Origin of the sequence: Flavobacterium agrisoli (genome assembly GCF_016522065.1) — a bacterium.
Lineage (GTDB): Bacteria > Bacteroidota > Bacteroidia > Flavobacteriales > Flavobacteriaceae > Flavobacterium > Flavobacterium agrisoli.
Genome location: NZ_JAEHFV010000001.1, coordinates 257289 through 276734 on the forward strand (window position 1 = coordinate 257289; position 19446 = coordinate 276734).

18 protein-coding genes are annotated in these 19446 nt (G+C 34.0%); 2 read left to right on the forward strand and 16 right to left on the reverse strand.

Going from position 1 to position 19446, the window contains the following annotated elements:
• Positions 1-91: 91 nt before the first annotated feature.
• From I5M07_RS00995 to I5M07_RS01030, 8 genes are all read right to left on the reverse strand, one after another.
• Positions 92-976 carry a hypothetical protein gene (locus I5M07_RS00995; protein ID WP_394369040.1) on the reverse strand — a complete coding sequence of 295 codons (885 nt, stop codon included), beginning with the start codon at positions 974-976 and terminating at the stop codon, positions 92-94.
• A gap of 48 nt (positions 977-1024) precedes the next feature.
• The gene (gene kdsA, locus I5M07_RS01000) at positions 1025-1843 is read right to left on the reverse strand and encodes a 3-deoxy-8-phosphooctulonate synthase (RefSeq protein WP_200104327.1); all 819 of its coding nucleotides are present in this window, start codon (positions 1841-1843) and stop codon (positions 1025-1027) included.
• Between the two features lie 84 nt (positions 1844-1927).
• The gene (locus tag I5M07_RS01005) at positions 1928-2380 is read right to left on the reverse strand and encodes a 2-dehydro-3-deoxyphosphooctonate aldolase (RefSeq protein ID WP_200104328.1); all 453 of its coding nucleotides are present in this window, start codon (positions 2378-2380) and stop codon (positions 1928-1930) included.
• Positions 2381-2493: 113 nt separating this feature from the next.
• On the reverse strand, positions 2494-2769 hold the full coding sequence (locus I5M07_RS01010; protein ID WP_200104329.1) for an ATP-dependent Clp protease adaptor ClpS: 276 nt from the start codon (positions 2767-2769) through the stop codon (positions 2494-2496).
• Positions 2770-2799: 30 nt separating this feature from the next.
• Positions 2800-3636, reverse strand: coding sequence for a 50S ribosomal protein L11 methyltransferase (gene prmA, locus I5M07_RS01015; protein ID WP_200104330.1), 837 nt, complete (start codon positions 3634-3636; stop codon positions 2800-2802).
• Between the two features lie 42 nt (positions 3637-3678).
• Complete coding sequence (locus I5M07_RS01020) at positions 3679-4092, reverse strand: thiol-disulfide oxidoreductase DCC family protein (RefSeq protein ID WP_200104331.1); 414 nt, start codon at positions 4090-4092, stop codon at positions 3679-3681.
• A 195-nt stretch (positions 4093-4287) separates the two neighbouring features.
• Positions 4288-4791 (reverse strand): carboxypeptidase-like regulatory domain-containing protein, encoded by a 504-nt coding sequence (locus tag I5M07_RS01025; protein ID WP_200104332.1) that lies wholly within the window; start codon positions 4789-4791, stop codon positions 4288-4290.
• A 165-nt stretch (positions 4792-4956) separates the two neighbouring features.
• Positions 4957-7122, reverse strand: a complete 2166-nt coding sequence (locus I5M07_RS01030; protein WP_200104333.1) for an endonuclease MutS2 — start codon at positions 7120-7122, stop codon at positions 4957-4959.
• Positions 7123-7232: 110 nt separating this feature from the next.
• On the opposite strand from I5M07_RS01030, the gene I5M07_RS01035 reads away from it, so the two are divergent.
• Positions 7233-7904 carry a uracil-DNA glycosylase gene (locus tag I5M07_RS01035; protein WP_200104334.1) on the forward strand — a complete coding sequence of 224 codons (672 nt, stop codon included), beginning with the start codon at positions 7233-7235 and terminating at the stop codon, positions 7902-7904.
• On the opposite strand, the gene I5M07_RS01040 is transcribed toward I5M07_RS01035, so the two are convergent.
• From I5M07_RS01040 to I5M07_RS01075, 8 genes are all read right to left on the reverse strand, one after another.
• A complete protein-coding gene (locus tag I5M07_RS01040) occupies positions 7901-8278 on the reverse strand; it encodes a DUF4258 domain-containing protein (RefSeq protein WP_200104335.1) in 378 nt (125 codons plus the stop codon). The genes I5M07_RS01035 and I5M07_RS01040 overlap by 4 nt on opposite strands.
• 36 nt (positions 8279-8314) lie before the next feature.
• The gene (locus tag I5M07_RS01045) at positions 8315-9514 is read right to left on the reverse strand and encodes an alanine dehydrogenase (RefSeq protein ID WP_200104336.1); all 1200 of its coding nucleotides are present in this window, start codon (positions 9512-9514) and stop codon (positions 8315-8317) included.
• Positions 9515-9598: 84 nt separating this feature from the next.
• Entirely contained in the window at positions 9599-10006 is a 408-nt protein-coding gene (gene tsaE / locus I5M07_RS01050; protein ID WP_200104337.1) for a tRNA (adenosine(37)-N6)-threonylcarbamoyltransferase complex ATPase subunit type 1 TsaE, read from the reverse strand.
• A 66-nt stretch (positions 10007-10072) separates the two neighbouring features.
• A complete protein-coding gene (gene porX / locus I5M07_RS01055; protein WP_200104338.1) occupies positions 10073-11626 on the reverse strand; it encodes a T9SS response regulator signal transducer PorX in 1554 nt (517 codons plus the stop codon).
• 156 nt (positions 11627-11782) lie between these two features.
• Positions 11783-13183: an efflux transporter outer membrane subunit gene (locus tag I5M07_RS01060; RefSeq protein ID WP_200104339.1), complete on the reverse strand. Its 1401-nt coding sequence runs from the start codon at positions 13181-13183 to the stop codon at positions 11783-11785.
• 4 nt (positions 13184-13187) lie between these two features.
• Positions 13188-16343 (reverse strand): efflux RND transporter permease subunit, encoded by a 3156-nt coding sequence (locus I5M07_RS01065; RefSeq protein ID WP_200104340.1) that lies wholly within the window; start codon positions 16341-16343, stop codon positions 13188-13190.
• 20 nt (positions 16344-16363) lie between these two features.
• Complete coding sequence (locus tag I5M07_RS01070; protein WP_200104341.1) at positions 16364-17473, reverse strand: efflux RND transporter periplasmic adaptor subunit; 1110 nt, start codon at positions 17471-17473, stop codon at positions 16364-16366.
• 26 nt (positions 17474-17499) lie between these two features.
• Positions 17500-17982 carry a GbsR/MarR family transcriptional regulator gene (locus I5M07_RS01075; RefSeq protein ID WP_200104342.1) on the reverse strand — a complete coding sequence of 161 codons (483 nt, stop codon included), beginning with the start codon at positions 17980-17982 and terminating at the stop codon, positions 17500-17502.
• A 210-nt stretch (positions 17983-18192) separates the two neighbouring features.
• Between I5M07_RS01075 and I5M07_RS01080 the strand changes: the two genes are divergently transcribed.
• Positions 18193-19425, forward strand: coding sequence for an HD domain-containing protein (locus I5M07_RS01080; protein ID WP_200104343.1), 1233 nt, complete (start codon positions 18193-18195; stop codon positions 19423-19425).
• Positions 19426-19446: the final 21 nt, after the last annotated feature.

Below are 19446 nucleotides of genomic sequence, written 5' to 3' on the forward strand. Positions count from 1 at the left end.
TGTAAACATCAAAGTACAATTTTTTTTGGTAACAAAAAAGCAACATTCAAAATTTAAGAATGTTGCTTTTAGTATGTAAGTAGATTTAAAATTAAACTCGGAAAATTCCGCCTACAGCAATTATTTTTTGAAAAAAGAAAAAATCTTGCGAGGCTTTATCATCAGCACTTAAAGTAGTTCGAATATCTTGCATGTTGATATAACCTCCTTTTAATTCACCTTGTATGTAAAAGTGCTTAAAAAAGGTTATGTTTAATCCTGCTTTTGCCGAAAGACCGTAACCAGAAACATGGAAATCATCATGACGTTCTTTTCCAAGCAAAGTGGTGTTTGTTTTGGGGTATAAAAGTCCAGCTCCAATACCTTCGGTTAGATTAATTTGTACTTTATCAATGTTTGGTAAACGGAACCATTTTGAAATATCATCAAAACGAGATACTTCGGTATGAACGTAGTTTAAACCATCTGTATGTTCATACATTAAAAAAGGAGGAGTACTTTCCAAAGTAGTACCAGTATCCATACCGCCTTCTTGAGCGCCATGTTGAGACATATCTACTGGTGTGTTGTTATAATCTCCGTTGTAAAAAGAACCCGCTTGATCGGTTGGTAAATTAATATATCCCGTAACATTCGCTGTTTGATTTTGTGTCATGACGTATTTCATATGATCTACTCCAACAGCAACGCTGTAATGGTCATTAATAAAATAACCCAAACGTAAATTAGTTTGCGGAATAGTCATTTTAACCGGATTGACGTAATCGAGATGCCATCCTTTTGGTTTATCATGAGCGGTCATGTTGTCTATTGTGAAATTATAATCTTTACCTCTGAAATTCACATCGGAATCGGTATAAGTTTCACGGTTTCCTCCCCACATAACAAAAAATTTTCCTTTGTTGTGAGCTGTATATTTATCTTGAACTTTGATTTCTTCTTGTGCAAAAATAGACGAAGTGATGCTTATGGCCATTACAACCATAGCAGTTAGTTTTGTTTTCAATTTGAATTTAAATTTGTTTTAGAATTGATTTACGGTTTTTCGAATGGCCACTAATTTATTCATTAGGGTTTCAAAATAATCCAAATGTAACATGTTGGCGCCGTCACTTTTGGCATTGGCAGGATCAAAATGAGTTTCAATAAAAATTCCATCAACTCCGACAGCAATTCCTGCTTTGGCTACGGTTTCAATCATATCGGGTCTTCCACCGGTAACGCCTGCCGTTTGATTGGGTTGTTGTAATGAGTGAGTAACATCTAAAACCGTTGTAGCATATTGCTGCATGGTTGGAATTCCTCTAAAATCTACTATCATGTCTTGATAGCCAAACATGGTACCACGGTCTGTAACCATTACATTTTGATTGTTACAATCTAAAACTTTTTGTACAGCGTGTTTCATGCTTTCGGGACTCATAAATTGTCCTTTTTTCAAATTAACGGTTTTACCTGTATTGGCAGCTGCTACAACCAAGTCGGTTTGACGCACTAAGAAAGCTGGAATTTGTAAAACATCTACATATTGGGCTGCTTTATCAGCATCTTCATTGGTATGAATGTCGGTTACGGTAGGAATTTTAAAAGTTTCTGAAACTTTTCGCAAAATTTTTAATGCTTTTTCATCTCCAATTCCTGAAAAACTGTCAATTCGAGAGCGATTTGCTTTTTTAAATGAGCCCTTAAAAACGTACGGAATTTCAAGTTTATCGGTAATACCAACTAGTTTTTCTGCAATTCGAAGAGCCATTTCTTCTCCTTCTATAGCGCAAGGACCTGCTAATAAAAAGAAATTTCCACTATCAGTATGTTTGATTTGAGGGATATTGTGTATGTTCATAGGAATTTGTTTTACGACTGCAAAGGTAGTTAGGTTTTACCATTAACTATTTAGTTCTTATGAATTTTTTAAGAACGCCAATTGTTAATTGTTTTTCTTGAGTGTAAGTCCAATCGGAACCTTTAAATATCCTTTTTCATAGATATTTAAATAAAGTGTTACTGGTTTTTTTTGACCTTCCCATTTTAATTCATAAACATCTAATAATCCGGCACCCATATTACTTCTTTTTGAAGGAAACGGACAGCAACTTTCTAGTTTGGAATACGTTATTTTTTCGCCTTTGGGTCCTGCTAAAGCATTCAAAAAACGTTCCTGATTAACCGTTTCTTCTCGGGTTGTTTTGAAAAAAATATTAATAGGATAATCGGGATCATAACCGTATTTTTTGTCTTTACTGAATTCGGTTATTAAAAAAGTATTGTCTTTTGTTAAGGTTAAATTTGGCGCATTATCATCTACGTTTTTTAAGGTTGATTTTGTACTGGTACAAGAGATACAAATAAGAGATAGAATTAAAATTACAATTTTTTTCATGCTTGTTTTTGCTTAAAATAATACGGATTAAAAGTAAGAATTAGCGGGTACAAAAAAGTCTATTTTATTTAATATTGAAATAAAATAGACTTTGAAATAAAACCAAAATTGGTTTAAATAATTTCGGCGCTAAGCCCCGCTTCTAAAAGTTGTGAGCATTGCGGTTTAAGTTTGGCTAAAGGACCTGTTTTTACGGTACATTTGCCATTATAATGAATAATTAAAGAACATTGTTCGGCTTGTTCGGGAGTATGATGGCAAACACGCATTAAAGTTTCAATTACATGATCAAAGGTGTTGACATCATCATTATAAAGAATAATTTCGTTATTAAAACCAATAGATTCTTTCTCTCTTACACGTTCTCTTACTTTTTCTTTCGTACTCATTTGAAAAGTTTTATACTGTTAATGAATATTTTACGAATTTACGTATTTTAATGATACCCAATTGTTTCTTTGGAACTTTTTAACATAGCGTAGCCCTTTTTGAGTACACGATTCATCGATAAAAGGAATGTCTTCTTCATAAAAACCACTCAAAAGCAAAATGCCTTTTGGGTTTAAACAAGCTACATAACGTTCCATGTCATTTAGTAAAATATTTCGGTTAATATTGGCTATAATCAAATCGTAATCTTTTCCTTCCAATAAAGCCGCATCTCCTTCATAAACGGAAATGTGTTGGCAATTATTGCGTTCGGCATTTTCAATAGAATTTAAATAACACCAATTGTCAATATCAATAGCGTCGATAGGTTGGGCACCTTTCATTTCGGCTAATATTGCCAAAATAGCTGTTCCGCAACCCATATCTAAGGTTTTTAAATTGGATACCTCTGTTTCTAATAAATGCTGAATCATCATGTGAGTGGTTTCATGATGTCCGGTTCCAAAACTCATTTTAGGTTCAATTACAATATCAAATTCGGCATTGGTTTTTGGGTGAAAAGGTGCTCGAACATGGCATTTTCCGTCTACATCAATAGGCTCGAAGTTTTTTTCCCATTCTTCATTCCAGTTTACCTGATCAATTTCTTCAACGGTATACGTAATAGTAAATTCATCCGAATTTAAAATATACACGTCTTCTAAAATGTTTTCTTCCCAAAGTTCTTTTTTTATAAATGCCGATATACCGGTTTCGGTTTCGGTAAAACTTTCAAAAGCCAATTCGCCTAATTCAGCAATTAATATTTCAGAACCCAATTCCTTTGGTTCGATGTTAAAATGATAACCTAAGTAACTATTTGACATGAGCAGTATTTTTTGCAAAGGTACGTAGCCAAGCGGTAATTTTTATAAAAATTTAGCTTTTAATTCGGGTGTAGCAATCATACATTTTTGCTTTTTTCCGTTAAGGCGGTAACGGTTTTTGGCAACAAAGTCATAAAGTGCATCTGAAATAAAAATCGGAATCAACCGAAACAACGGACTTAATTTCCAAATTCCGCCTAGCTCATTACCAATGGCAATAACAGCCGAAGATTTATAAAAATAAGCGACTTTGGGTTCGAACAAAATAAGACTATCCATTTTTGAAAAACTGATTCCTATTGATTTGCAAATGGCAATTCCGAGTTCCGATTGCAAAGCAACAAACCGAAAAATATCTTTTTTATCGCGTTTGATGATAAACTGAACCGCAGAATCGCAGAGATTACAGAATCCGTCGTAAAGAATAATTTTTTTATTTGGAGGAAATGTGTGCATACTGATTATAAGATTTGGAATCAATAGTTTATATATACCAACTCAAAAAAATCCTGAATAGTATGATTTTAACACACGCTAACTATTTTTTAACAGCTTCCACCAATTCCAATTCGTCTAAGTTTACTTTTGAGGTAAAAACGCCGTAATTAACAGTTGCTTTATTTTTTCATGGAAATCATTTTTTAAGGATTTTTATTTAATCTTTTTGGTATCATCTTTTTTTAAAACAATATCATTTTTGGTATTTTTAATTTTTATAGTTTCGGATTTATAACCCTTTAAATAAAAATATAAGATATCATTTTCACGACTAGTAAGTGTGTATTTTCCTTGAGAATCCGATCTAAATGACTCTTTCCTATTCAAATTTGTTATTATAACATTTTCAATGGGATTTTTTTGAGAATTGGTAATTGTTCCTGTGATTTTTATTTCTTCGCTTCCAGAAGAATAAAGATTATAAGTTGTTTTAAATTTCTCGATAGAATTAATATTTTTATTTTTTAAAGTCAATATTAAAACTCCTTTTCTAGCACCTTTTCCATAGATTTTTGTTACTGCACTATCTTTCAAAACGGTTATGCTTTCAATCTCTTTTGGATTAATTATATTTAAAAAAGCAGTATCATTTCCCAATAAAATTCCATTTATAACAATGAGCGGATTATTTTCTTTTTCGTAAATACTCTTATACAATTCTTTCTAAATATTTTTTTGAGCTATTATTTTTGAATTATTTGGTGTTTGGTTATGAGCATAAAAAAATAAAGAACTTAAAAGTAAAAGAGCTGAAAAATATAATTTTAAGTTTTTCATAATTAATTTTCTTTGGTTATTTAGTTTTAAATCAGAAATATACAATTATTTTTTAGCAGCTTCCACCAATTCTAATTCGTCTAAATTTACTTTTGAGGTAAAAACACCGTAATTGACGGTTGCTTTATTTTTTTCAATATTATCAATACTTCCCACCGACCTTCCGTCAATCATGCGTACGCGATCGCCAATTTTTAAAATGGGTTTTGGTTTTTCAACTACTGGTTTTAGTTTTTTAGTCTTTTTTTCTTCCCTAATGACGTCAATTTGAACTTCTACTTCTTTAATGACTTCTTTTTTCTTTTCGGCAATTATTTTTTTCTCTTTTGGAGTAGCTTTTTTACGCTTGGAATTTTCAATTTCTACTATTTTTAATAATTCGCCTATGAGTTCCTTTTTGTTTTTATTGTTAAAATATTTTTCCGATAAATCATCTACTTTTTGTCCTATATAAATCAGCTTTTGGTTGCTATCGTACAACTCTTGGTAACTTTCGAGTTTTTGCTTGATTTTCACATTGATGTTTTCCATCTTTTTGCTTTCCTCGCGTGCTCTAGTTTCTTCTTCTTTTAGATTTAAAGACGTTTTTTCGAGTTTAGAGCGCTCTTTTTGCAAAGTAGCAATGGTTTTATCAAAACGCACTTTTCCGCCTTCAATTTTCTTTTTCGCTCGATTAATTAGCCCGAAAGGAATGCCGTTTTTTTGCGCCACTTCAAAAGTAAAAGAACTTCCTGCTTGTCCTAAAATTAACTTGAACATCGGCTCTAATGATTTTTCATCAAAAAGCATGTTGGCATTGGTTGCATACGGCAATTCGTTGGCCAACATTTTTAAGTTGGAGTAGTGGGTGGTTATAATTCCGAATGCTTCTCGGTGATAAAATTCTTCTAAGAAAATTTCAGCCAAAGCACCCCCTAATTCGGGATCCGAACCTGTACCGAATTCATCTATTAAAAACAGTGTTTTATGATTACATTTTTTTAAAAAGTAATTCATGTTTTTTAATCGATAACTGTATGTACTTAGATGATTTTCAATAGATTGATTATCTCCAATATCAGTTAAAATACGATCAAATAAAAAGGTTTCACTTCGCTCATGAACCGGAATTAACATACCCGATTGCAGCATTAATTGCAACAAACCAACCGTTTTTAACGAAATGGTTTTACCCCCGGCATTAGGTCCCGAAATAACAATAATGCGGTTATCTTGTTTGAGTTCTATGGTTTGCGGATAGGTAATTTCGTTTTTTTCTTTGTTGTTTAAATACAGAATGGGATGGTACGCTTCTCTAAAAAACAGCCTGCGTTCTTCGGTAATATTAGGTAATATTCCTTTGATTTTATTGGCATATTTGGCTTTTGCAGCTATGACATCGATATCACTTAAAAATGCTTGATACTCTTTTAATAAGGGCAAAAAAGGCCTAATTTCGTTAGATAATTTTTTTAAAATTCGAGTAATTTCTTCCTTTTCTTCGTATTCTAAATTGCCCAATTCTCTTGAATATTTAAGAGTTTGTTCAGGCTCAATATAAGCAATGCTTCCTGTTTTGGAAGTACCTAAAATAGTTCCCTTCACCTTTCGGCGATACATGGCTAAAACGGCTAAAACACGTCGGTTTTGTACAAAACTTTCCTTAATATCATCCAAGTAGCCTAAACCGTTGTAATGGGTTAATGCGGCTCCAAAACTTTGGTTTACTTTACCGCGAACTAAGTTCATGCTTTTACGAATTTCGGATAATTGGGGTGAAGCATTGTCTTTAATTTCTCCATATTTGTCAACTACAACGTCAATAAAACTTATAATGTCTTTGGTGTATTCAACTTGTAAGCCACGCTGATTTAAATTCGGATAATAATCATCAAATTTTTTTAAAAAGGTCAATAAGACATTTACAGTTTGCGATAAATTGGCAATTTTTTTAAAACTTCCAACTTCCAAAAAACTATCTTCAATTGCTAAAAATTTAATTTCGTTTGTAATGGCTTCAAAACCATGGTTTGGGATAGCATTGTTATTATCAAAAGAAGCTACATATTCGGAAGTTTGATGAAGCGACTGAAGTAAGTTTTCCTTATCTCTAAACGGTTTAATTTCGAGTGCTTTTTCTTTACCAATATCGGTATTACACATTGCCGAAATGGTTTCGAGTATGGTTGGAAATTGTAAATCTTGTAAGGTTTTATCGGTAATTGATGTCATGTTTTATCCAAAATAGAAAGGAGCAAAGTTACAAACTTACGAGCTTTAAAACGAGTTCAATTACGGCTACTTTTAAAAAGTTGTTTAAGTTTGTACCAAACGAATTATCTATGGACTTAAAAATAAATAATGATTGGCAAAATGTGTTAGCGGCAGAAATGCAAAAGCCTTATTTTATTGATTTGATTAAAGTTGTAGAAAAAGAATACCAAGATTTTACGTGCTTCCCGCCTCAAGATTTGATTTTTTCGGCCTTTAATTCCTGTTCATTTGCTGATTTGAAAGTGGTTATTATTGGTCAGGATCCATATCATGGAGTGGGAGAGGCCAATGGTTTGAGTTTTTCTGTGAATGATTCGGTAAAAATTCCGCCCTCGTTACGGAATATTTTTAAAGAAATTCATGATGATTTAGATGCTGTTTTAATGCCCAATACGGGTAATTTAGCGTCTTGGGCACAACAAGGTGTTTTGTTGTTAAATGCTTCTTTAACCGTACGGAAAGATGCACCTAATAGTCACAAACATTTGGCATGGAATCAATTTACGGATGCTGTAATTCAGCTTATTTCTGAACAAAAAGAACACATCGTTTTTTTGCTTTGGGGTGGTTTTGCTCAAAAAAAAGGGGCAAAAATTAATCGAACTAAACATTTGGTTTTAGAATCGGGTCATCCTTCGCCAATGAGTGCCAATCAAGGGAAATGGTTTGGAAATAAACATTTTAGTCAAACAAATGCTTATTTAAAAACATGGGGAAAAGCGCCCATAAATTGGTTTTAATTCGCTTTAGTAATCGATTCTAAAACTGCTTTATTTTCGTAATTGATTACTTTGACAATGATTTCTTGGTTTTTGACTGTTTTGCCTTCAATCACATACAATTTTCCTTTTTTATACGCGATATTGCTATTATCAAAATCGATATCGCCGTATTGAAGTGTGTTTTTAATATCTAAAGTATCAATCCAATTTTCTTTTAAAACACTAGAAGCTTCTTCAGAATAATGGAAGGGTTTGCTACGTAAATTGCTTAAAACTCGGGCATTAGGAAAATAATTGCAACTGGTGTCTTTTCCTCCAAAAACAAAAGCAACAAAAAAACAACCGATCATTAATCCTAACAAATAATAAGCAAGACGCTGAGAAAATTTCATAAAAATTATTTTCGGCAAAGGTACACCAAAGTGGCACTAAAAAACAAGTAAATTAATGTCATTATGAGGCAAATCAAACCAATCGCTAATGGCTTTGTTGGTTACGATTCCGTGATAGAGATAAATGCCGTTTAAAAGCCCTTTGTTGCAACGAATAGCACTTTCAATTCCGCCATCTTCAGCAATTTGTAATAAGTACGGTGTTAAAATGTTGCTTATAGAAAGTGAGGCTGTTTTGGAATATCGAGAAGGAATATTGGGTACGCAATAATGTAAAACGTTGTTTTTTAAGAAAGTAGGCTTTTCGTGAGTGGTAACTTCCGAAGTTTCAAAACAACCACCCGTATCAATGCTTACATCGACAATTACGGCTCCTTTTTTCATGTGTTCAACCATTGATTCCGAAACTACAATTGGGCAACGTTCTTTGCCTCGCATAGCGCCAATGGCAACATCGCAACGTCGCAAGGCTTTCAGCAAAGCTTTGGGTTGTATAGTTGATGTAAACACACGTTGGTTTAAATTATTCTGTAAACGGCGTAATTTGGTAATCGAGTTATCAAAAACTTTAATAGAAGCACCTAATCCTAAAGCCGTTTTTGCGGCAAATTCGCCTACAGTACCCGCACCCAAAATGACAACTTCGGTAGGAGGAACGCCTGTAATGTTACCAAATAGGAGACCTTTTCCTAAATCGTCGGTAATCATTAATTCGGCTGCAATTAAAATAGAAGCTGTTCCGGCAATTTCGCTTAACGATTTTACGGCAGGGTAGGATCCGTCTTCATCTTTTATGTATTCAAAGGCGAGTGCGGTGATTTTTTTTTGTGCCAAGGCTTCGAAATAGGCCTTTTTTTTGGTTTTTAATTGAATAGCCGAAATTAAGATGGTTTCGGGATTCATTAATTTTATTTCGGCAATGGTAGGAGGTTCTACTTTTAAGAGTATCGGACAAGCAAAAACTTTTTTAGTGTCTTTTGTTACTTCGGCTCCTGCATCAACATATTCTTTGTCGCTATAACTTGAACTTTCGCCAGCTCCAGATTCAATCATCACACGATGTCCCTGATATACTAAAGATGTTACGGCATCGGGTGTTAGGCAAATTCGGCGCTCCTGGTAACTGGTCTCTTTCGGAATGCCTATAAAAAGGTCGCTTTTGTGTTTACCGATTTCCAGTTTTTCTTCCTGAGGCAATAATTGCTGTTTTGTAAAAGGAGTTATAGTGATTGACATTTTATGCAAATTTTTGTACACAAATTACGTAAAAAGTTTTAAAAAAAATAATGTTAATTCAAGAACAAATAGTTGACTTTGTTTCTAGTTTAAACGTAGTATACGCTTGCCATCTGCTAAAGACTCAATAGTAATCATAGTATGCATTTCGGGAATTAAATTCGGAATTTTTTCGGACCATTCGATAAAACACCAATTACCGGAGTAAAAATAATCTTCTACACCCATGTCCAGCGCTTCGGTTTCTTGTTTTAATCTATAAAAATCAAAATGATAAATGAGCTCTCCATCAGCAGTTTGATATTCGTTTACTAAAGAAAAAGTAGGGCTGCTAGTGGCATCCGTTACGCCTAAATTCTGGCATAATGCTTTGATTAGCGTGGTTTTTCCCGCTCCCATTTCTCCTTTAAAAAGGATAATTTTTTCTAGTTTTTCTTCTAGAATTTGTCGGGCAACATCGTTAATTTGGTCTAGGTAATAGTGTACTTCCATTTTTTCAAGTAATTGATAAGAGGAGCCATTTGTTTTTTTAATTCAATATGACTCCTTTTCTAAATATTATTTTGGATTAAAAACCAGAAACGGAATTATCATTTCTTCTAACGAAATACCGCCGTGTTGGTACGTATTTCGGTAATAACTCACATAATGATTGTAATTGTTAACGTAAGCCAAAAATAAATCGTTTTTAGCAAAAATAAACGAGCTGCTCATATTAATTGCGGGCAATCCGATTTTTTTTGGGTCTTTTATATCGTAAACATCTTTACTTTCGTAGGTTAAACTACGACCGGTTTTATAGCGCAAATTCAAACTCGTGTTTTTGTCGCCAATTACTTTAGAAGGGTGTTTAACGTTTATGGTACCGTGATCGGTTGTAAGAATCAATTTGAAACCCATGTTTTGAGCCTGTTGAATGATTTCTAAAAGAGGCGAATTTTTAAACCAACTTAAAGTTAGGGAACGATACGCTTTATCATCTGATGCCAATTCTTTTACCACATCTAATTCGGTTTTAGCATGCGAAAGCATATCTACAAAGTTATAAACCACTGTAACTAAATCGTTGTTTTTGAGTGATTTGAAATTTTCGGCTAATTTTTTTCCACTGGCTAAATTGGTGATTTTAAAATAATCCTGAACAATATCGAGCTTTAAACGTTTGAGTTGAGCAGTTAAAAACTCGGCTTCATATAAATTTTTTCCTCCTTCTTCTACATCATTTTTCCATAAATCAGGATGCTTTTTTTCCATTTCTAAAGGCATTAATCCAGAAAATATAGCATTCCGAGCATATTGCGTTGCGGTGGGCAAAATAGAGTAGTAGGGAACTTCTTTTTCGAGTTTGTAATAATTGTTAATTACATGTTCAAAGGCTTTCCATTGGTCGTAACGCAAATTATCGATTACGACAAATAAAATGGGTTTGTCTTTTTTCTGAATTTCCGGAACAACCAATTCTTTAAACAAAGTGTCCGATTGTATCGGACGATCGGCTTTGGGTTGAAACCAATCTTCGTAATTGCGTTCTATAAATTTTCCGAATTGGGAGTTAGCTTCAATTTTTTGCGATTCGAGAATTTCAATCATTCCTTGGTCGTTGATGTTTTCAAGTTCCAATTCCCAAAAAATTAATTTTTTATATAATTCAATCCAATCTTCATAGGTATTCACCATGGCAAGTTCCATGGTTATTTTTCGGAACTCTTTTTGATAATCGAGTGTCGTTTTTTCTGAAATCAAACGCGAATGATCCAAATTCTTTTTTAAACTCAATAAAATTTGATTGGGATTAACGGGTTTTATTAAATAATCGGCAATTTTAGAACCGATTGCTTCTTCCATTATATATTCCTCTTCGCTTTTGGTAATCATAATCATCGGTATTGAAGATTTTTTTTCTTTCATATCCGAAAGCGTTTCCAATCCGCTCATTCCGGGCATATTTTCATCTAAAAAAACAATATCGAAATTGTTTTCTTCAAAAATACTTAGGGCATCTAATCCGTTGTTGCAGGTGGTTACTTCGTAGTTTTTTTTCTCTAAAAATAATATATGTGGCTTTAATAAATCGATTTCATCATCGACCCAAAGTATCTTTATTTTATCCATTTAAATGTCTTTTTTTTATGCAATTTAATTCTTTATGAAACGAATAGTTATTAAAATTATGATAATTTTAGATGCAAAACTATTTCTAAAAAATAAAACCACCGCATGCTAAAAACATACGGTGGTTTTGAAAATCAACCAACATTAAAAAAAATCTTATTGCCAACCGCCGCCTAAGGCTCTGTATAACTGAATGATAGCGTTATATTGTTGGAATTTATTATCTATTAAGCTCAATTCAGCATTTAATTCTTCGGTTTTGGCGGCTAATACTTCTAAATAATTAACCATTCCGTAATTTAATAATTCATCCGAATAATTACTTGCTAACGTTAACGATTCAACCTGTTGTTTACGCACCTCAATTTTAGTTGTTTCGTTGTTGTATTGTGCCAAGGCGTTAGAAACTTCGTTACCAGCATTTAATAAAGATTGTTGAAATTGAAGCAAAGCCGTTTCTTGATTTGCTTTGGCTACTTCAAACTGAGTTTTAATTTGTCTTTTGTTTAAAATAGGCTGTGTTAAACCGCCGATAACACTTGCAAATAACGAATTAGCGCTTAGCCATTGTTGAATATCGATACTTTGAAATCCGCCTGTTGCCGTTAAAGTTAATCTAGGATAAAAATTTGTTTTGGCAACGTTTGTTTGTTCAAAAGCGGTAATTAAATTGTATTCGGCAGCGATAACATCGGGTCTGTTTCGCAATAAAATAGCAGGAACGCCTAATGCAATTTCCGAATTCACATTTTGATTTTCTAAAAGACCACGCTCTAATTTTTTCGGATTTTCGCCCATTAATAAGTTGAGTTTGTTTTCTAAAAAAATCACATTGTTTTTTAAATCGGCCAGAATTAACTCGGTTGCAAATTTTTGTGCTTCGGTTTGTTTAACACCCACTTCGTTCACATTTCCTGCTTTTTTTAAAGAAAGCATGGTTTGCACACTTTCAATACGATTTACCAATGTTTTTTCGGTCACTTTAATTTGCGCATCAGTCGAAAGCAATTCGAAATAAGTTGAAGCAATTTGAGCAATTAAATCTGATTTTACGGCTTGATTAGCAGCTTGTGTTTGCAAATATGCTGCATTTGCCGCTCTTTTAGTACTTCTAATTTTCCCCCAAACATCGGCTTCCCAAGATAAATTTCCTGTAAGTTGGTATTGATCAATTGAGGTATTTCGAACGATCGAACCTAACTGACTATTTTTCGATAATTCTTGATGTGTCACATCGGTTCCGACAGAAAAAGTAGGTAAATACCCCGCTTTTCCTTGTTTCATCATTGCTTCGGAAGCGGCCAAAGTTTGAATGGCAATTCGGATATCATAATTGTTATCTAATCCACGTTTGATGTATTGTTGCAAAATAGGATCGGTAAAAATGGTTTGCCATTGTAAATTTGCCATCGAAGTCGAATCTGCCGAAGTCGAATCTGTTCGGTAAAGATTTTCGGTCTCTACTTCAGGTCTTTTGTAATCTTTTGTTACCAGACACGATTGTAATACGATTGCTGAAAAGATTAGTAAAGCAATGCTATATATTTTAGTTTTCATATTCTTATTCTAAAGATTTTACATCTGATTCCTCGTTAGCGTGCTGAATTGGTTTTGATGAAACCTTTTCTTGTAAATTTTGGAAAACAATAAACAAGACAGGAATAATAAAAACACCCAAAATGGTTCCAATTAACATACCTCCAATTGCACCCGTTCCGATGGCTTTGTTACCAACAGCACCTGCACCACGAGCCAGCATTAAAGGCACCAAACCTAAGATAAACGCAAATGACGTCATCAAAATAGGACGCAAACGCGCTACAGCACCTTGAATGGCTGCTTGCACTACGGTGAGTCCTTTTCGTCGTGCATCGGCAGAAAATTCTACTATCAAAATAGCATTTTTGGCCAGCAATCCGATAAGCATGATTAGGGTAATTTGCAAGTAAATGTTATTGGTTACACCAAAAAAGTACGCAAAAATATAAGCACCTGCCAAACCAATTGGCAACGATAATAATACGGCAAATGGCAAAATGTAACTTTCGTATTGTGCCGATAGTAAGAAATATACAAATATCAAACACAACATAAAAATGTAAATGGTTTGTCCGCCAGCACTAATTTCTTCACGTGTTAAACCCGAGAATTCGTAACCATAACCTAATGGAAGTTTTTCGGCAGCAACTTCTTGAACAGCTTTAATAGCATCTCCGGAACTAAATCCAGGATTAGGTGCTCCTGTAATTTTAACCGAAGTAAACAAGTTAAAACGATCGATAGCTTGTGGTCCAAAAACTTTTTCGAGTTTCACATATTGCGAAATTGGAGCCATTTGTCCGTTGTTGTTTCGAACCAAAACACTATTTAAAGATTCTGGATCGGTTCTAAACTTAGGTTCTGATTGGTAAATTACTCTAAATTGTTTTCCAAATTTATTAAAGTTAGAAGCATACACACCACCATAATATCCTTGAAGTGTTCCCAAAATATCGGTTACGGTTAAGCCCGATTTTTTAATAGCCGGCACATTCAAATCAATTCGGTATTGTGGGTAATTTGGCGAGAAAGAAGTCGAAGCGTACTGAATTTCAGGACGGCTATTTAATGCCGCTATGAAATCTGCATTAACCTTACTCAATTCTTGAATAGAACCACCTTTTTGATCTTGTAATTGCATTTCGAATCCGTTCGAAAATCCAAAACCTACCAAAGTTGGACGCGCAAAAAACAGCACACGGGCATCTTTTACCGATGAAGCTCGTTTAAATAATTCTTGGATTACGGCAGTAACTTCTTGGCTTTTTTCTTTACGCTCTGCCCAAGGTTTTAATTTTACAATTACCATTCCGTAGTTGCTACCCGTACCACTAATCAAACTACGTCCCGAAATACGCAACACTTCTTTAATTTCAGGAATTCCTTTTAGTTTGTTTTCAATCTCTAATAAAACTTCTTCGGTTCTATTTAAGGAAGTTCCGGGAGCTAAGGAAATGTCCGACATAATCGAACCGGTATCTTCATTGGGTACGAAAGCTTTTGGCGTAATATTTAATAATAAAGCAAAAATTCCAGTAAAAACAGCAATTCCTAAAAATGCCAGCCATTTTCGTTTAACGAAAAATTCAACCGATTTTTTGTATTTTGATGTAGTGTTATCAAATCCAGCATTAAAGGCGGTATAAAAGCGTTGTAAGAATCCTTTTTTAGGCGCATTTTTATCGTGTTCTTTTAAGAAAATCGCACAAAGAGCAGGCGATAAAGTCAAGGCATTAATAGCCGATAAAACAATAGAAACCGCTAAAGTTAACCCGAATTGTTTGTAAAAAACACCCGAAGAACCGCTAATAAAAGAAACCGGAATAAACACGGCCGACATTACCAATGTAATCGAAATAATAGCGCTACTAATATCATTCATGGCGCTATGTGCCGCTTTTTTAGGATTGTGCTCGCCGGCTTCCATTTTGGCGTGAACGGCTTCAACAACTACAATGGCATCATCCACTACAATTCCCACCGCGAGTACTAAGGCAAAAAGTGTTAATAAGTTGATGGTAAAACCAAATAAACTCAGGAAAAAGAACGTTCCTACAATAGCCACAGGTACCGAAATTGCCGGAATAAGGGTTGATCTCCAATCTTGCAAGAAGATGAAAACCACAATAAATACCAATATAAAAGCTTCTATCAAAGTATGGATAACTTTCGAAATCGATTCTTCAAGGAAGTCGTTTGCATTAATTAAAGTAGTGTATTTTACTCCTTTCGGAAAGTTAATCGAAGAGTCGTCTAATACCTTTAAAGAATGTTCAATAACTTCTTGAGCATTAGAACCCGCAGTTTGTGCCACGGCAATTGCCACCGATTGGTTTCCGTTTGTCAAGGTGTTACTGGCATAATTTACAGCACCTAATTCAATTCGAGCCACATCGCCTAATTTTAGTACTTCGCCACTTGGAGTAGAACGCACAATGATTTCTTCAAATTCACGCGTACTTTGTAAACGACCTTTGTATTTTAAAACATATTGAAATGATTGATCGCTACTTTCTCCCAATTGCCCAGGTGCAGCTTCAATATTTTGTTCGGCCAATAAATTGGTAATATCGGCGGGTACAAGTCCATAAGCTCCCATAACATCTGGCTTTAGCCAAATACGCATCGAGTAATCTTTTTGACCAAAAATCATGGCTTCACCCACACCAGCAACCCTTTTGATTTTAGGTAAGATGTTGATGTTGGCATAGTTTTGAAGAAAAGTCATGTCGTAATTTGGATTTTCACTATATAAAGAGAAAATCAAAATATTATCACTTTGTCTTTTGGAAGTAGTAACCCCAGCTTTTGTTACCTCTTGAGGTAAAAGCGGAGTAGCACGCGATACACGATTTTGCACGTTTACAGCTGCCAAATCTGGATTGGTTCCTAATTTGAAATAGATGTTGATGGTTGCTGAACCATCGTTATTAGAAGTAGAAGTCATGTACGTCATGTCTTCTACACCGTTAATTTGTTCTTCTAGCGGAATAACCACAGAGTTCATTACAACTTCGGCACTAGCACCTTGATAATTAGCGGCAACCGTTACCGTTGGAGGGGCGATTTCGGGGTATTGCGAAACTGGGAGCGATATTAATCCCAAAATACCCAAAATAACAATGATTATAGAAATCACCGTTGACAATACGGGTCTGTCAATGAATTTTGAAAACATAAGTATTATTTATTCAAAAGTTAGTTATTCTCGTACGGAATAGGATTAATTTTTACCGGATTTTCAACAATTTCGGGTTTGATTTTAGTTCCTTCCGAAATAATTCCGATACCTTCAATTAAGATGATATCATTTACTTTCAAACCTTCATCAACCACATAAAAATGACCGCCTGGCACAGCACGAACCGTAACGGGTTTAGCAATTACTTTGTTGTCTTTGTCTACACTTAAAACAATACGTTTGTCTTGCATTTCTAAAGTGGCATTTTGCGGAATTAAAATCACGTTTTCTAAATTAGTCGGAATTTGAATGGTTCCACTTCCTCCTGAACGCAATAATTTATTGGTATTTGCAAAACTAGCTCTTACGTTAAAAGATCCAGTTTGAGTATTGGCCTGACCACTAAAGGTTTCGATTTTACCCTTTTTTTCATATTCCGTTCCGTTACTCAAAATCAAATTTACAGGTGGCATTTTTGCAATTTTTTCTTGAAAAGTTTTACCAGCGGCATGCATCGTAATATCCAATTGTTGCTTTTCATTCATTGAAAAATAAGCATAAATTGTACTTACATCCGAAATACGTGTCAAAGGTTGAGTTGTTTGACTACTCACGTAACTTCCTAAACGTAAAGGAAGGGTTCCTACAATTCCGTTTACCGGACTTTTAATGGTGGCGTAATTAATACGTGCTACAATACTTTGGTAGGTACTTTTTGCACTTGCCAAATTGGCTTTGGCGGTTTCTAATTGTACATCACTAATAATGTCACGTTCCACCAACGGTTTTAATCTGTTTACTTCTACTTGAGCCGCAGTTACTTTCGCTTTTGCAGCACTTGCTTCTTGATCGGCTGTTTGTGTTTCAAGTTTAAAAAGTAATTGTCCTTTTTTTACTTCTTGTCCTTCTTGTACATATATTTTTTCAATGTAACCATCTACTTTTGCACGAATATCAATATCGGTTACACCCTCAAGCGTAGCCGGGTATTCGGCCAATAATGAAGTATTGGATTGGGTAACTTTAATAACTTTGTAAGGCATCACTACAGGCGCCTTTTCTTCTTTTTTTTCGCAGGACGCAAAAACAAATAAGAGACTTAATAGTGAAAATTGAATATTCTTCATAGGTATGTGGATTGATTATCGATTATTTAATTTTTTTCAATTTCTTTAAATTCTTCTATAGATTCTAAAAGAATGTTTTCAACTTTTTGTACATAGGCTTTATAAGCTTTTGCATGCGCTAAGTTGTTGGTTTCTTGCGTACAAGACATTGTTTTTTCTCTATATAAAGTAAGTTTGTCAATTAGGTTTTTTTCGTGTTCAATAACTTTTATATAATTAGCCAATCGATTACTAAAAGGCGATGCTTTAAAATATTTGCGTCTATCGCCCGAAATGGTATAATATTCAATTCGCTCTGAATTAAGCAGTAAATGTAAATTGGTCGAAATTGAACTTTTGCTAGCACCCATTCGCTCCACAATCGTCTCAAAAGTCAATCCTTCTTTGCAACCATCTAATATGAGCAATCCCATAATTCGAGCGGCTAGGGGAGTGACATGGTAAATTGATTCAAAATGGATTCCAAACATTTCGATTAATTCTTGTTTTTCTTTCTGCAAATTATCCATGTACATAAAATTTATGCAAATTTACAGTTGGTTCGCTAATTACCGAACTAATCGAACCTTAAAAATATGTTAAATGTTGATTTTGTAAATTTGTGTGTAAAAAAGTATTAATTTTTAAGGAGCATTAATGCTTTTGAACGATAATTAAAAGACAAGCCAATAACAACTAATAGTTATTTCTTTATATTTGTCGGGCAAAAAACAACCCAGATGGTAAATCACATTAACAAATTGAAAATTTTTAATGACCCAATTTACGGTTTCATAACCATTCCCAATGAATTGATTTACGATTTAATTCAGCATCCTTATTTCCAGCGATTACGACGCATTTCGCAAATGGGATTGTCCTATTTAGTTTATCCGGGAGCCAATCATACTCGTTTCCATCATGCTTTAGGTTGCATGCATTTAATGCAAAAAGCAATTGAAACGTTGCGTTTTAAAGAAGTTTCTATTTCAACCGAAGAAGAAAATGCCCTTTTAATAGCCATTTTATTGCACGATATAGGTCACGGTCCTTTTTCGCATGCTATGGAAAAAAGTATCGTAGAGGATGTAAACCACGAAGCTATTTCGTTGTTGTTTATGAATCAATTAAACGAAATTTTTCACGGTCAATTAAGTTTGGCAATTCAGGTTTTTAAAGGAGATTATCACCGCAAATTTATGTTACAATTAATATCGAGCCAACTCGATATGGACCGAATGGATTATTTAAAAAGAGATAGTTTTTATACAGGCGTTGCTGAAGGAAATGTAAATTCGGAACGTTTAATCCAAATGATGAATGTGGTAGATGATGTTTTGGTTATTGAAGAAAAAGGAATTTATTCGGTCGAAAAATTTTTACTTTCCCGACGTTTAATGTATTGGCAAGCCTACTTGCATAAAACAAGTTTGGTGGCCGAGCTAATTTTGACTAAAGTATTAAAAAGAGCGAAAGAACTAACATTAAAAGGCGAAAAATTGCCGTGTAGCGCACCACTTCAGTTTTTTATGGAAAATAAAATTACCCTAGAACAATTTGATAGTGGCATTCTTGAAAAATTTGCCCAATTAGATGATTTTGATATTATAAGTGCACTTAAAGCTTGGCAATTTCATGGCGATTTTATTTTGGCGAGTTTGAGTAAAATGATTATAAATCGGGATTTGTTGAAAATAAAAATGAGCGCGGAGAAAATTCCTGTAGAAGAAATTCAGGTTTTGAAAGAAGAATTTGCAGCAGTCAATCCGATTACGGTGGGTGAGGCAGATTACTTTATTTTTAGGGGAAAAATAAAAAATCAAGCATACAGTAAAGAAGCCGAACCTATTCGGATTTTAAAAAAAGATAAAACAATTGAAGATGTTGTAGAAGCTTCCGACCAACTGAATTTGAAATCATTATCAAAATTAGTGACGAAATATTACAGTTGTTTTCCAAAACAACTGATATAAATTAATATTTAAAACCTATTT